The sequence below is a fragment of the Stenotrophomonas maltophilia group sp. Smal12 genome (assembly GCF_037079935.1).
GTDB classification, from domain to species: domain Bacteria; phylum Pseudomonadota; class Gammaproteobacteria; order Xanthomonadales; family Xanthomonadaceae; genus Stenotrophomonas; species Stenotrophomonas sepilia.
In genome coordinates this window covers 1-12705 of sequence record NZ_JBAWUK010000017.1, presented here as the reverse complement: position 1 = coordinate 12705, position 12705 = coordinate 1, and the positions used below count along the sequence as shown (strand labels likewise).

The window sequence follows — 12705 nt, the reverse complement described above, 5'->3', positions numbered from 1 at the left end:
TTGTTGTAGCGCCGAGCCCATGCTCGGCTGCAGATTGAAATACCGGGCATGGGCTCGGTGCTACACAACACCGCCTGCAGCCGTCACCATGGCGGCCCACTTTCTTTCCAGGATGGTTGCAGTGCTGAGTACGATCGGTTTGTTGATGGGCCTGTATGTGGCCTGGCGCCTGTTCTGGCCACAGCGCATGCCCACTTGGCTGAAGGTCGTGCTGTCGCTGCTGCTGGTGGGCGTAGCCGTGCAGCTGCGTATCGTCGCCACCTTCTGGGGCACCATGGCGTCGCCGGAAATTCCGAAACTGGCCATCGCCACGCTGGCCACCGGCTCCACGGCGGTGTTGCTGTTGGCGTTGCTGATGCTGGCGATGGATGTGGGCCTGCTCGCGTCCCGCCTGCTGCGCTGGCCACGTGCGGTAGCCGCATTGCTGCGGCCGGCGGCCGGCGTGCTGGCCCTGCTGGTCAGTGGTTATGGTGTCAGTCAGGGCATGGCAGTGCCCCAGCCCCGGCAGATCGAGGTGAGCGTTGCCGGGCTGCCAGCGGCGTTCGACGGCTATCGCGTGCTGCAGCTGACCGACATCCATGCCAGCCGCCTGCTGACCGGCGACTGGGTGCGCAGGGTGGTGGATGAGAGCAACGCATTGGCGCCGGATCTGATCGTGATCACCGGCGATCTGATCGACGGCAGTGTCGAGGCCCGTCGTGACGACGCGCGTCCTCTGGCCGATCTGCGGGCGCCGGACGGTGTCGTCGCCATTACCGGCAACCACGAGTATTACGCGCAGTACCAGGCATGGATGCAGGCGTTCCGCGCGCTGCACATGCAGGTGCTGGAGAACAGCCACCTGCAGGTACGACGCGGTGATGCAGCGCTGACCATTGCCGGGGTCACCGATCCGGTGGCTGCACGCTACGGCCTGCCGCTGCCGGATCTGGACGCCGCCTTGGCCGGCGCCGATCCCTCTGCGCCGGTGATCCTGCTTGACCACCGCCCGCGCAACGCGCGAGAGGCGGCGGCGCGCGGCGTGAAGCTGCAATTGTCCGGGCACACTCACGGTGGGCAGATCATCGGCATGGACCAACTGGTGAAGCGGGCCAATGGTGGCTTCGTCTCCGGTCGCTACGACGTGGACGGGATGACCCTTTACGTGAGCAATGGTGCGGGTCTCTGGGCCGGTTTCCCGGCACGCATCGGCGTGCCGTCGGAGATCACCCTGGTGACATTGCGCCGCGCGCCGTGACCTGAAGTGGGGCAGATCCCTTTCCGCAGGGGATTCGATGCCGATCGTGCTGGGATCCCTCTGTAGAGCCGAGCCCATGCTCGGCTGAACCAGAGGCAGCCGAGCATGGGCTCGGCTCTACAAGTAACCGCCTCCTTGAGAACTCCGCAGCGGTGGCCGCGCACGCGCGCTTCGGCGCAGTGACTGCGCCCGCTTGGTGATCCAGCGCACCACGAAGGCGGTGAACAGCAGTGCCGACGGCACCGCATACCAGAAGTTGCCTGGCACGCGCTTGAAGTACGAGTAGGTGAACACCGCCGCGATGATCCACATGCCGGACAGGTGCAGGCGACGCCAAGCAGTGGGGCCCATGCGGCGGGCGATCCCCCGATGCGAGGTGATGGCCAGCGCCAGGATGGCGATGTAGCCCACCGTGCCCGGAAGATTGGCCAGCGCGGATCGTGCTGGCCAGAACGCCGGGTTGAGGATGCCGAAACTGGTGATGGCGATGGCATGCAGCAGGTGCGAGAACGCGAAGGACAAACCGACGGTGCGCCGTTCGCGCAGCAGGAACCGGGTGAACGGGCCGGGCAGAAGACTGGCGAACGACGATGCGGTGAACGCCGCCAGGAACAGCAGGAACGATGTGCGTGCAGTGATCCGGATCGCCGCACGGCTGCCTTCGGCTGCATCGGGATACAGGGCGAAGGCCGCCAGCGCGAATGCGATCAGGACCACGGCGATGGCCACGAACAGGCGCCAGCCGTGCAGGAAGGAAGTGTTGGAAGCAGCCATGGTGAGACCTCGAAGCAGGAATGGGGGCACCGGCCGCTGGCCGGGCACCGAGTGGGTAGTGCCGACCGCTGGCCGGCAACCTCAGGAAGCAGGCAATGCAACCAGCACGCCTGCCATGCACAGCTCGCCCAGAACGGGCACGCAGGCCACGCGCAATGCGTCCGTTGCCACGCCATGCGTTTCGGACAGCGTCTGCAGTGCCTCATCCACCGGCGCGCCGTCGTCACCGAAGGCTGATAGCAGCGCGTAGGCCAGCGGTGACAGTTGCTCGACCTGCAGGCTGAAATCGGCGCGGCGCTGGATCAGCAGCAGCGTGGGCGCAGCGCTCGGCACCGGTTCCAGGGCCTCGTCCTCATGCACCGGCCACTGGTAGCCCAGCACCCGCACCAGCGGCGAAACCGCCAGCACATCGCTGCCCTCGGGAACGCGGTGCAGGGACCGCCCGGCGTCACGTGCTTCAATGTGCAGCGACTGCTGCGAGCTCTCGTAGTGCGCCAGTTCCGCTGTCCAGGCCGGGAGTGCCAGCGTGTCCTGTACTGCCAGCCAGGTCGCGAACTCGCCGGCGATCTGTGGGAACAACGGGGTCTGGCAGGCGTGGCGGGCGTAGTAGTGCTCCACCGTGTCGCGCCAGCGTGGCATGCCCAACTGCTGTTGCAGGCGCGGCAGGCTGCCGGCCAGCAGGGTGTCCAGGCTGTCGATGCACAGGCGGCGGTATACCGCCAGCCTGCCCGCCTCGACGCCGTCGGGTGCGGCAATTGCTGGGTCCCGCACATGATCGGCCCAGCGCCGTTGCAGGGTAGCCAGCGACTCAGCCATGGGCCACCTCGGGTGAACGTGCCTCGACCTGCGCTTGGCGGATCTGTGCAACCTCGGTCAGCAACTCCGCCAGCGGCGGAAAGTTGAAGTCGCGTTCGAGCAGCGTCGGGCGCACGCCGACCCGCGCATAGGCCTCGCGCAACAGCGCCCAGACCACGCCTTTCACCGGGGCACCGTGGGTATCGATCTTGAAGCCATCGTCTTCATCGAAATGGCCGGCCACATGCAGCGAGGCGACACGGTGGGACGGCACGCAGGCCAGGAATTCGAAGGCGTCGTAACCGTTGTTGCAGGCGTTGACGAAGACGTTGTTGACGTCCAGCAGCAGGTCGCAGTCGGCTTCGGCGAGCACGGCGTTGATGAAGTCGATCTCGCTCATGTCCGCGCCGGCAACGGCGTAGTAGGAGATGTTCTCCACGGCGATGCGCCGGCCCAGCATGTCCTGCACCTGGGCGATGCGACTGGCGACATGGTGTACGGCTTCGGCGGTGAACGGCAGCGGCAGCAGGTCGTAGACATGTCCGCCGGCGGCGCAGTAGCTCAGGTGTTCGCTGTACAGCTGCACCTGGTGCAGGTCGAGGAAGGCACGGGTCTGTGCCAGCAGGGTGCGGTCCAGCGGATCAGGACCTCCCAGCGACAGCGACAGGCCGTGGCAGGTCAGGGGATGGCGCTCGCTGAGCTGGCGCAGCGCGGCGCCGTGTGCACCGCCGACGCCGATCCAGTTGTCAGGGGAGACTTCGAGGAAGTCGATGGCACTGGCCGGCATTGCCAGCAGTTCGTCGATCAGGCCACGGCGCAGGCCAAGGCCGGCGGCATTGAAGGGCAGGGACATGGCGGATGCTCCAGAGAGAGGGCGCCGCCTTGAAGGCAGCGCCGGTTGGACGTCGATCAATCGGCAACGCGGGAGAACAGGCCCTTCGGCATCGGCTTGCCGTTGGCGGTGTAGACGCTGCGCAGGTAGTCGTGCGCTTCCTGTTCGCTGATGTAACCGTCGTGGTCGGTGTCGATGCGGTCGAACTCGGCGGCACGCTTGGCGGCCACCGCGTTGAACTCGGCACGCGAGACCTTGCCGTCGTGGTCACGGTCGGTGCGGGCAAACGAGGCATCGCCGCACTTGCCTTCGCCACACTGGCCTTCGGCCACCTTGGCCTTGCCGGCGGGCTTGCCGGTGGTGGCCTTGTTGGCCCCGCACTTGCCTTCGCCGCACTTGCCTTCGGCGGCGGCGCTCATGGCGACGGCGCTGATCGCCAGCGGTTGGATCGCTGCGGCCTGGCCGGCCAGCAGCAGGCCACCGGCCAGGGCGATGCCGATGGCACCAATGCGCGGCAGGCGGGAGGAGGGGGTGTTCTTGGTCGAGACGGACATGGTGGTGACTCCTTGGGGATGGCACGCCAGGCGTGCGGGATGGACGTCGCCTGAAGGCGACGGAAACGAAAGGAGGAAGCGCGGGAAGGGGCGAAGCAGGTCAGGCGGTGCGACGACGGCGCAGCGCGTAGCCCAGCAGCAGCACGCCACCAAGCAGGGCGCCGCCGAAGCCGATGCCGGGCAACAGCGCGGCAACCGGCAGCAACAGGGCGATCAGGCTGACGCCCCAGCCCAGGCCGTCATCGCCGACGGGGGCATGCTGTGGGCCGACCAGCAGCCGGTCCACGCTGAGCGCGCCACCGCCGTTGAGGATCAATGGCAGCAGCATGGCCAGGAACAGCAGCGGCAGCTTGAAGTTGCCGTAGCCCTGGTCGGTGATCGCATAGCCCTGCCAGAGTTCACCCAGGCCGTTCCACTGGTCGGGCCAGTGCACGGCGGCGATGGCGACCACTGTCAACACCCAGAAGACGTAGGCCACCGAGCGCGTGGCCAGGCCGAGCAGCAGCATCACCGCACCCACCAGTTCCAGCCAGGTGGCCAGCTGCCAGTTCAACGATGCGGGCAGGGTGGAGAACGGGAACGGGAAGCGACCTTCCAGCTCGGCGAACCAGTTCTGGCCGCCCAGCTTCTCGCGGCCGGACTCAAAGAACTCCCAGGCCAGCAGCGTGCGAAGCGCCAATGGCGAGAGCCAGCGGCCGACGGCGTCCAGGCGGGGGGTATACACGGAAGAGGCGGTGCTGATCATGGTGGTTTCCTGCGGGCCAGTGGTCGATGGAGGCCATTCCAGGCGGCGCAGGTATCGGCAACGTGTGCCGTTGCCCGGGGTTTTGTCAGCGACTGTGGCCGCGACCGGGGTTTCGTACAGTCCGATACAAAGACGACGCGTGGATGCACATCGGGGTGTTGCGCGAGCGCGGGGGAACGATATCCAGCCGGTAGCGGCCGGCCTGGCCCGGCGCGCGAATGTATCCCACTGTACAAACCCGCCTGCGCCCTACAGTCCGTTACAACTCCGCGCCGCGAAGAAACAGCGCCGATACACCGGCAGGCGGAAATGACCACTCCCAACGCCGGAGTGTCACCCATGATCCGTATCTCCTCGCTTGCCGCCGCTCTCGCCCTGGCCGGAGCTGCCGCCCCGGCCTTCGCCACCCAGGCCGATACCGCTGCACCGCCCACCGTCATCCTGGTGCATGGTGCCTTCGCCGACGGCTCCAGCTGGAGCAAGGTCATCAGCACCCTGCATGACTGGAAGCTGCCGGCGGTGGCGGTGCAGAACCCGCTCACGTCGTTGGCCGACGATGTGGCCGCCACCCGCCGCGCGATTGCCGCCGCGCCCGGCAAGGTGGTGCTGGTCGGCCACAGCTGGGGTGGCACGGTCATCACCGAAGCGGGCAATGACCCGAAGGTGCAGGCGCTGGTGTACGTGGCGGCCTTCGCACCGGATGCAGGGCAGTCTTCGGCGCAACAGGGCGAAGGCTTCCCGGTCGGGCCGGGCCTGGCCCGGCTGCAGGAGAGGGATGGCTACCTGACGTTGCCGGCCGATGCCATCGCCCAGGACTTCGCGCCGGACGTAATGAAAAAGTCGGCAGCACTGCTGTACAGCACGCAGGTCCCGTTGAAGGCCAGCGCGCTGGGCGAGGTGGTGAACATGGCGGCCTGGCGCAGCAAGCCGAGCTGGTACGTGCTCAGCCGTGATGACCGCATGCTGTCGCCACAGCTGCAGGCCGCGACCGCACGTCGCATCGGTGCACAGCTGCAACCGATCGGGAGCAGCCATGTGTCGCTGCTTTCGCATCCGGCGCAGGTAGCCGACAGCATCCTGGAGGCGGCAGGGGTGAAGCCCGCTGAACTGCCGTTGGCCGAGCAGGGGGGCTGAACGATGACCGCACTGCGAGGGTACGCACTGCCGTTGCTGCTGGGCCTGCTCGGCGGAGCAGCGTTGTTGCTGGCCTGGCCCAACCCGGAGGCCGATGCGCAGCCGGCACAGGCCCTTCCCGCTGCCGGGTTCGACGGTGGCGGGCCCTGGCACAACAGCCCACCGCTCACACTGAAGCAGTTGCGGGGGCAGGTGGTGCTGGTCGAGTTCTGGACCTATACCTGCAGCAACTGCCTCAACGTGGCGCCGTATGTCCACCAGTGGAATGCCAGGTACGCGTCGCAGGGCCTGAAGGTGATCGGCGTGCATACGCCGGAGTTCGCCCATGAAGGGCTGCCCGGCAACGTGCGCAGGGCCATCGCACGGTTGGACATCACCTGGCCGGTGGTGCAGGACAACCAGTACCGGATCTGGAACGCCTGGGGCAACCGCTTCTGGCCCGCACTGTACCTGCTCGACCGGCAGGGGCGGGTGGTCTACCGCCATTACGGCGAGGGCGACTACGCACGTACCGAAAGCGAGATCCAGCGCCTGCTGGCCAGCCCTTGAGCCGCGCTACCATGGCCGCGCAGCGCGGCCCTGACCTCCGTCTTCATCGAGAACGCAATGAACCATGTACCGCACATCCTGGTCGTCGACGATGACAGCGAGATCCGCCAGATGCTGGCCGACTACCTGCTGCGCAACGGTTTGCGTGTCAGCCAGGTCGACGGTGGCCGGGCCATGCGCGCGCTGATGGATACCCATGCGGTGGATCTGGTGGTGCTGGACGTGATGATGCCAGGCGAGGACGGCCTGAGCCTGTGCCGCAACCTGCGCGCCGGCAAGCATCGTGCGGTGCCGGTCGTGCTGCTGACCGCCCGCGATGACGAAACCGATCGCATCATCGGCCTGGAAATGGGCGCTGACGACTACGTGACCAAGCCCTTTTCTTCGCGCGAGCTGCTGGCACGCATCAATGCGGTGATCCGTCGCACGCAGATGCTGCCGCCGAACCTGCAGGTGAGCGAGGCCGGGCGCCAGCTCGCCTTCGGCGAGTGGCGCCTGGATACCACCGCGCGCCACTTGCTGGACGCACAGGGGACCGCGTATCCGCTCAGCGGCGCCGAGTTCCGCCTGTTGCGCGTGTTCCTCGACCACGCCAATCGGGTGCTCAGCCGCGACCAGCTGCTCAGCCTCACCCAGGGCCGCGATGCCGAACTGTTCGATCGCTCGATTGACCTGCTGGTCAGCCGCGTGCGCCAGCGACTGGGTGACGACGCGCGCGAGCCGACTTACATCAAGACCGTGCGCAGCGAAGGCTATGTGTTCAGCGTGCCGGTGCAGTTGCTGGGGCCGGACGAATGAGCACCGGGGCACGCCGTCCACGCTGGCCGCGCACGCTGTCGGCGCGGCTGCTGCTGGTCCTGCTGGGCGGACTCACCCTGGCCCACGCGCTGTCCTTCGGCTTGCTCTTTTTCGAACGCTACCAGTCCACCCGCAGCATGATGCTGCGCAACCTCGACGAGGATGTGGCGGTGAGTGTCGCACTGCTGGAGCACCTGCCCGCAGACCAGCGCGATGCCTGGGTACCACGGTTGGAACGACGCACTTACCGCTACCTGTTGCGTCCAGCCGCGCCCGGGCCGGGGCTGCAGACCGATCGTGCGCGCCAGGTCACGGCGATCATCGACGACAGCCTGCGGCACCGCTATCGGTTGCAGGCGCGCCAGGTGGCTCGCCTGCCGGAGCGGTTCGAGGTGGAACTGCGCCTGCACGACGGCACACCCTTGACCATTGAAGTCACCCCGTCGGGGCTGCCGCTGGCACGTTGGCTGCCCGCCGTGCTGCTGGTGCAGCTGGCGCTGCTGCTGGTGTGCGCGTGGCTGGCCGTGCGTCTGGCCCTGCGCCCGCTGCAGCAGCTGTCGCATGCGGTGGAGCATCTGCAGCCGGGCAAGGACGGGCCTGCACTGCCTGAAGATGGCCCTGCGGAAGTAAGCGGCGCGGCGGCCGCACTCAATGCACTGCAGGCACGCATTCGTGGCCATGTCAGTGAACGCCTGCAGATCCTGGCCGCGATCTCGCATGACCTGCAGACCCCCATCACGCGCATGAAGCTTCGGGTGGAGACCCTGCCGGAAGACGCTACCCAGCAGCGCCTGCTGAATGATCTCGATCACCTCGGGCAACTGGTGCGCGAGGGCGTCGCCTATGCGCGCAGCAGCCACGTCGCCGCTGGCGCGCCGGTGTCGATGGACCTGGGCGCGTTCCTGGCCAGTGTGGTCGGCGACTACGAGGACATGGGCAAGCCGGTCACTGGCGGTGCGCCCGCTGGGCTGGTCGTACAGACCTGGCCGCAGCCGCTGCGCCGGGTGGTCGGCAATCTGGTCGACAACGCATTGCGCTACGCCGGCGCCGCCGAGATCGAGGCGGGCCGCGATGAGGCCGGAAGGGTGTGGATCAGCATTTCCGACCGTGGCCCCGGCATTCCCGAGGACCAGCTGCAGGCAGTGCTGGCGCCGTTCCACCGGCTGGAAAGCTCGCGCAACCGCGATACCGGAGGGACCGGCCTGGGACTGGCCATCGCGGTGCAGCTGGCGCAGTCGCTGGGTGGCTCGCTGCGGTTGCACAACCGCGAGGGCGGCGGCCTGCGGGCGGAGCTGCAGCTGCCGGGCTGAGTTGCTCGGCCTTGTGTTCCAGCAAGGACGCTTCTGCTTCGGCTTTGACAGTGAGCGCTTCAGCGGCCATGAAGCCCAGTACATGCAGGCAACCGATAGCCGATGACCGGTATTTCACCCCATCCATGCCACGCTGCGCCGAACCTGCCCAACCGGGATCGAGGCTGTTGAAGGCGAATACGCGATGACTGTGGCGCGACAGCGCTCTATGTGGGTGGCCGGCCTGTCCACGGTGGTGGAGTGGTACGACTTCACCCTGTACCTGTACTTCGCCACGGTGCTGTCGCGGGTGTTCTTCGGCGGTGGCGAGCAGGCGCTGCTGGTCACCTTGGCCGGATTCGCCGTGTCCTACCTTATGCGTCCGCTGGGCGCGCTGTGCTTTGGTCACCTGGGTGACCGGCTCGGCCGGCGATGGATGTTGCTTGCGTCGATGGCGTTGATGGCAGCGGCAATGCTGGCCACTGCGCTGCTGCCGACCGCGGCCACCGCAGGCGCCACGGCCGGCGTGCTGCTGCTGGTGCTGCGCTGCGTGATGGCGTTCTCGGTGGGCGGCGAATATACCGGCGTGGTGGCGTACCTGCTGGAAAGCGCACCGGCGCGCCGACGCGGCCTGGTTACGTCATTGGCCTCGGCCGCCAGCGAAGTGGGCGCCCTGCTGGCGGTGGCGATCTCTGCACTTACCGTCGCGCTGCTGCCCACACCGCAGCTGGACAGCTGGGGCTGGCGGATTCCGTTCCTCGTCGGCGCTGCGCTTGCGCTGGTGATCCTGATTGCGCGTTCGGGCATGCACGAGTCGCCGGAGTTCGAGCGCCAGCGCCGCGAAGGCAGCATTCCCGCCACACCACTGCGGCATGTGCTGCAGCATCATCCGTTGGCGGTGGCGCGCACGTTCGCGATTTCGGCGCTGGGATCGATCACTTACTACGTGGGCATCACCTATGTGCCTGCATTCCTGCACGCGCAGGGCCACGATGAGGGTGACGCACTGTGGCTGTCGACGATCGCGGCGGTGGCAGTGATCGCGATCACGCCCCTGTGTGGCGCATTGTCGGACCGCATCGGACGACGTCCGGTGTTGTTGGGCCTGACCGTGCTGGCAGCGCTGCTGCCGCTGTCCCTGTTTGCGTGGATGGCACAGGCAACGGCGCTGGGCATCGTGCTGGCGGCGGTGCTGCTGGCCTGCGTGGCCGGCGGTGTAAGCGCGGTGGCGGCCCCGGCCACGGCTGAGCAGTTCCCAGGCGAAGGCCGGGTCAGCGGCCTGGCACTGGGAGTAACAATGGCCACTGCCTTCTTCGGCGGGGCAACGCCATGGCTGGCGCAATGGTGGGTGGAGCGCAGCGGCTGGGCGGCGGCGCCGGGCGCGATGATCGCGCTGGTGGCGGTGCTGGTGCTGCCGGTGCTGTGGACCCTGCCCGAGACGGTCCCGGGCAGGGCCAGACGCTAGCCGGTCAGACCTTCAGGGTCTGCTCGATGTCGGCCAGTACCGCGGCCGCATCCACACCGATGGCGATCGACTGCACCACGTGGCCGTCCCACACGCTGGGGCCGAATGCCAGGCCTTCCGGCTTGGGAATGGTCATGCCGCGGGCGACGCCGTCGGTGGCCACGCGCACGCTGGCGCGCTCGAACTGGAACAGTTCCGGGCGGGTCAGCGCGATGCACGCGCAGCAGTCATGCACGACCATGCCCTTGTGGCCGGCCTGCAGGTAGAAGTCCACGTAATCCTGCGACAGCGCACGGACCAGCTCGGCGTCGGCACCGCCGATGGTGGCCAGCTTATCCAGGCCGTCACGGTCCATTTCCACGCGGGTGGTCACGTCCAGGCCGATCGCGGTGACTGGCCAGCTGGCGGTGAACACCACGTCGGCGGCTTCGGCATCGCCCCAGATATTGGCCTCGGCGGCCGGGGTGATGTTGCCGTTGACGTGGAAGGCGCCGCCCATGATCACCACGCCGCGTACCAGGCCGGCGATGTCCGGGGCCTGCTGCAGGGCCAGGGCCAGGTTGGTCATGCGGCCGACCGCGACCAGGGTCACTTCGCCCGGATGGGCGCGGACCAGATCGATGATCAGCTGATGGGCCGGGCGGGCATCGGCGGCCACGTCCAGGCTGGCCGGCACCGGGTGGTTGCCCAGGCCGTTGTGGCCGTGGATGTGCACCGGCCACGCTTCCGGGGTGGCTTCCGGCTGCAGCGGGCCGTCGGCACCGCGCGCGACCGGGGCGGCGAAGCCCCAGGCCTGCTTCAGGTACAGCGCGTTGTGCGTGGTCGACTCCACCGAGGCATTGCCGAAGGTGGTGGTGACACCGATCAGGTCGATCTGGGCGTGCTTGTGCAGGTACAGCAGGGCCAGGGCGTCGTCGACGCCCGGGTCGGTATCGAAAATGACTTTCAGCATGTTGTTGTTCTTCTTCTTCCGTGTGGTGCGAGGGGCGCCGGCGGCCAGGGGCAGGCCGGCACACCCCCACATTGTCCCATCTTCATGACAGGCAGGGCCATTGCCGGGGTGGCAGGCCATAATGCCCCCAGTCCAGGCATGGTGTCGCCGAATGCTGATCGTTGCCCTTCTGCTGGTCCTGCTGGTGCTGGGCTTGAACGTGGTGGCTACCGTGGTGATCGGCAGGCGTGATGGGCTGTCGACGGGCGGTCGGACGGTGCAGTTGCTGATGGTCTGGCTGCTTCCCCTGGTCGGCGCCATCCTGTGCATGGCGGTGGCTACGGCCGATGGCTCCGGGATCCGGGGCGACAACAGTTTCGGCGGTGGCTACGATCATCCGGGCGGCCAATCCGGCGACAGCTACAGCCATCACAGCCACAGCAGCTCCGACTGCGCCAGCGACGGTGGCAGCGGTGACGGCGGCAGCTGCGGCGATTGAGGTCTCTGTAGCGTCGAGCCATGCTCGACTGCTCTTCGCTTCAACGCCGCCGTGCCTGAGCAAGAAAGCAGTCGAGCATGGCTCGACGCTACAGAACATCGGTTGGCTGCGGCCGGTAGTGCCGGCCGCTGGCCGGCAACCTCATCCGCTCAACCGCCGCCTTCGGTCGGCAAGGGCGCTGGCACGTTCAACAGCCCGCCCGCTGCCACATAGGCGGCCAATGCCTGGCCCTGGCTGAGCAGATGGCGCTCCATGGTGCGTTCGGCAGCCTGCGCATCGCGGCGGCGGAAGCACTCCATCAACTCGCGGTGTTCGGCCAGCGACTGCGCCGTGCGGCCCGGGGTCAGCAGCTGGCGGCCGCGATGCATCTTCAGGATGCGGTGCAGGTCGTGGGTGATGCGGATCAGCCACGGATTGCCCGCGTAATGCTGCACGGTTTCGTGGATCAGGTAGTTGTTGCGGTAGTACTCGGCAATGTTGCCCTCGGCCGCCGCCGCTTCCATCGCCGCATGCAGGGCCTCCAGTTGTTGCACGCCGGCATCGTCGATGTGCTTCACCGCCTCGTGCGCGCAACGGCCTTCCAGCATGGCCATTACCGGGAACAGCTGGTTGAGGTCTTCCAGCGTCAACCGGGTGACCCGGCTGCCACGACCTGCGTCGATCTGTACCAGGCCTTCGGCGGCCAGCAGCTTCAACGCCTCGCGCAGCGGCGTGCGGCTGATGCCCAGTTCTTCGCACAGCGCGGGCTCGTCGATCCACTCGCCCGGCGGCAGCCGATAGTCGTAGATGCGCTCGCGCACGTGGTCGGCCACCTCTTCATACAGAGGTGCGCGCTTCTTCGGTGACCGCGGGGCAGGGGCAATGGCCATGGAGGAAGTGTACCGCCAGGTAGTGGCGGGGGGGGGGGGGGGGGGGCGCGCGCGCCCCCCCCCCCGCCGCCCCCCACGCCCGCCCCCCCCCCCCCCCGCCCCCCCCCCCCCGCGCCGGCGCGCGGCGGGCCGCCCCGGGCCCGGCGGGGGGGGGGGGGGGGGGGGGGGGGGGGGGGGGGGGGGGGGGGGGGGGGGGGGGGGGGGGGGGGGGGGGGGGGGGGGGGGGGGGGGGGG

14 protein-coding genes are annotated in these 12705 nt (G+C 68.1%); 7 read left to right on the top strand and 7 right to left on the bottom strand.

Features of this window, described 5'->3' with window-relative positions; translation table 11 throughout:
- Nucleotides 1-112: 112 nt before the first annotated feature.
- Nucleotides 113-1237, top strand: a complete 1125-nt coding sequence (locus tag WDC87_RS09550; protein WP_188241234.1) for a metallophosphoesterase — start codon at nt 113-115, stop codon at nt 1235-1237.
- Between the two features lie 117 nt (nt 1238-1354).
- Here WDC87_RS09550 and WDC87_RS09545 read toward each other — a convergent pair whose 3' ends face one another.
- From WDC87_RS09545 to WDC87_RS09525, 5 genes are all read right to left on the bottom strand, one after another.
- Nucleotides 1355-2011: a ferric reductase-like transmembrane domain-containing protein gene (locus WDC87_RS09545; protein WP_088496741.1), complete on the bottom strand. Its 657-nt coding sequence runs from the start codon at nt 2009-2011 to the stop codon at nt 1355-1357.
- Between the two features lie 81 nt (nt 2012-2092).
- Nucleotides 2093-2827 carry a putative DNA-binding domain-containing protein gene (locus WDC87_RS09540; protein ID WP_252745244.1) on the bottom strand — a complete coding sequence of 245 codons (735 nt, stop codon included), beginning with the start codon at nt 2825-2827 and terminating at the stop codon, nt 2093-2095.
- Nucleotides 2820-3659, bottom strand: a complete 840-nt coding sequence (locus tag WDC87_RS09535; protein WP_088496743.1) for a DUF692 domain-containing protein — start codon at nt 3657-3659, stop codon at nt 2820-2822. The genes WDC87_RS09540 and WDC87_RS09535 overlap by 8 nt, the downstream gene beginning before the upstream one ends.
- A 56-nt stretch (nt 3660-3715) precedes the next feature.
- Nucleotides 3716-4192, bottom strand: a complete 477-nt coding sequence (locus WDC87_RS09530; RefSeq protein WP_069139051.1) for an EF-hand domain-containing protein — start codon at nt 4190-4192, stop codon at nt 3716-3718.
- 100 nt (nt 4193-4292) lie between these two features.
- Complete coding sequence (locus WDC87_RS09525) at nt 4293-4937, bottom strand: DoxX family protein (protein ID WP_111201168.1); 645 nt, start codon at nt 4935-4937, stop codon at nt 4293-4295.
- Nucleotides 4938-5276: 339 nt separating this feature from the next.
- On the opposite strand from WDC87_RS09525, the gene WDC87_RS09520 reads away from it, so the two are divergent.
- From WDC87_RS09520 to WDC87_RS09500, 5 genes are all read left to right on the top strand, one after another.
- Nucleotides 5277-6071 carry an alpha/beta hydrolase gene (locus WDC87_RS09520; RefSeq protein WP_252745245.1) on the top strand — a complete coding sequence of 265 codons (795 nt, stop codon included), beginning with the start codon at nt 5277-5279 and terminating at the stop codon, nt 6069-6071.
- A gap of 3 nt (nt 6072-6074) precedes the next feature.
- Nucleotides 6075-6620, top strand: coding sequence for a redoxin family protein (locus WDC87_RS09515; protein WP_072168669.1), 546 nt, complete (start codon nt 6075-6077; stop codon nt 6618-6620).
- 57 nt (nt 6621-6677) lie between these two features.
- The gene (locus WDC87_RS09510) at nt 6678-7418 is read left to right on the top strand and encodes a response regulator (RefSeq protein WP_072168670.1); all 741 of its coding nucleotides are present in this window, start codon (nt 6678-6680) and stop codon (nt 7416-7418) included.
- Nucleotides 7415-8728 (top strand): HAMP domain-containing sensor histidine kinase, encoded by a 1314-nt coding sequence (locus WDC87_RS09505; protein WP_072168671.1) that lies wholly within the window; start codon nt 7415-7417, stop codon nt 8726-8728. The genes WDC87_RS09510 and WDC87_RS09505 overlap by 4 nt, the downstream gene beginning before the upstream one ends.
- A 184-nt stretch (nt 8729-8912) precedes the next feature.
- On the top strand, nt 8913-10172 hold the full coding sequence (locus tag WDC87_RS09500; protein ID WP_069139056.1) for an MFS transporter: 1260 nt from the start codon (nt 8913-8915) through the stop codon (nt 10170-10172).
- Nucleotides 10173-10176: 4 nt separating this feature from the next.
- Here WDC87_RS09500 and WDC87_RS09495 read toward each other — a convergent pair whose 3' ends face one another.
- Nucleotides 10177-11124: a nucleoside hydrolase gene (locus tag WDC87_RS09495; RefSeq protein WP_005415667.1), complete on the bottom strand. Its 948-nt coding sequence runs from the start codon at nt 11122-11124 to the stop codon at nt 10177-10179.
- Between the two features lie 151 nt (nt 11125-11275).
- Here WDC87_RS09495 and WDC87_RS09490 point away from each other — a divergent pair, with 151 nt between their 5' ends.
- The gene (locus WDC87_RS09490) at nt 11276-11602 is read left to right on the top strand and encodes a hypothetical protein (RefSeq protein WP_072168673.1); all 327 of its coding nucleotides are present in this window, start codon (nt 11276-11278) and stop codon (nt 11600-11602) included.
- 149 nt (nt 11603-11751) lie between these two features.
- On the opposite strand, the gene WDC87_RS09485 is transcribed toward WDC87_RS09490, so the two are convergent.
- Entirely contained in the window at nt 11752-12471 is a 720-nt protein-coding gene (locus WDC87_RS09485; RefSeq protein ID WP_069139058.1) for a GntR family transcriptional regulator, read from the bottom strand.
- Nucleotides 12472-12705 lie beyond the last annotated feature (234 nt).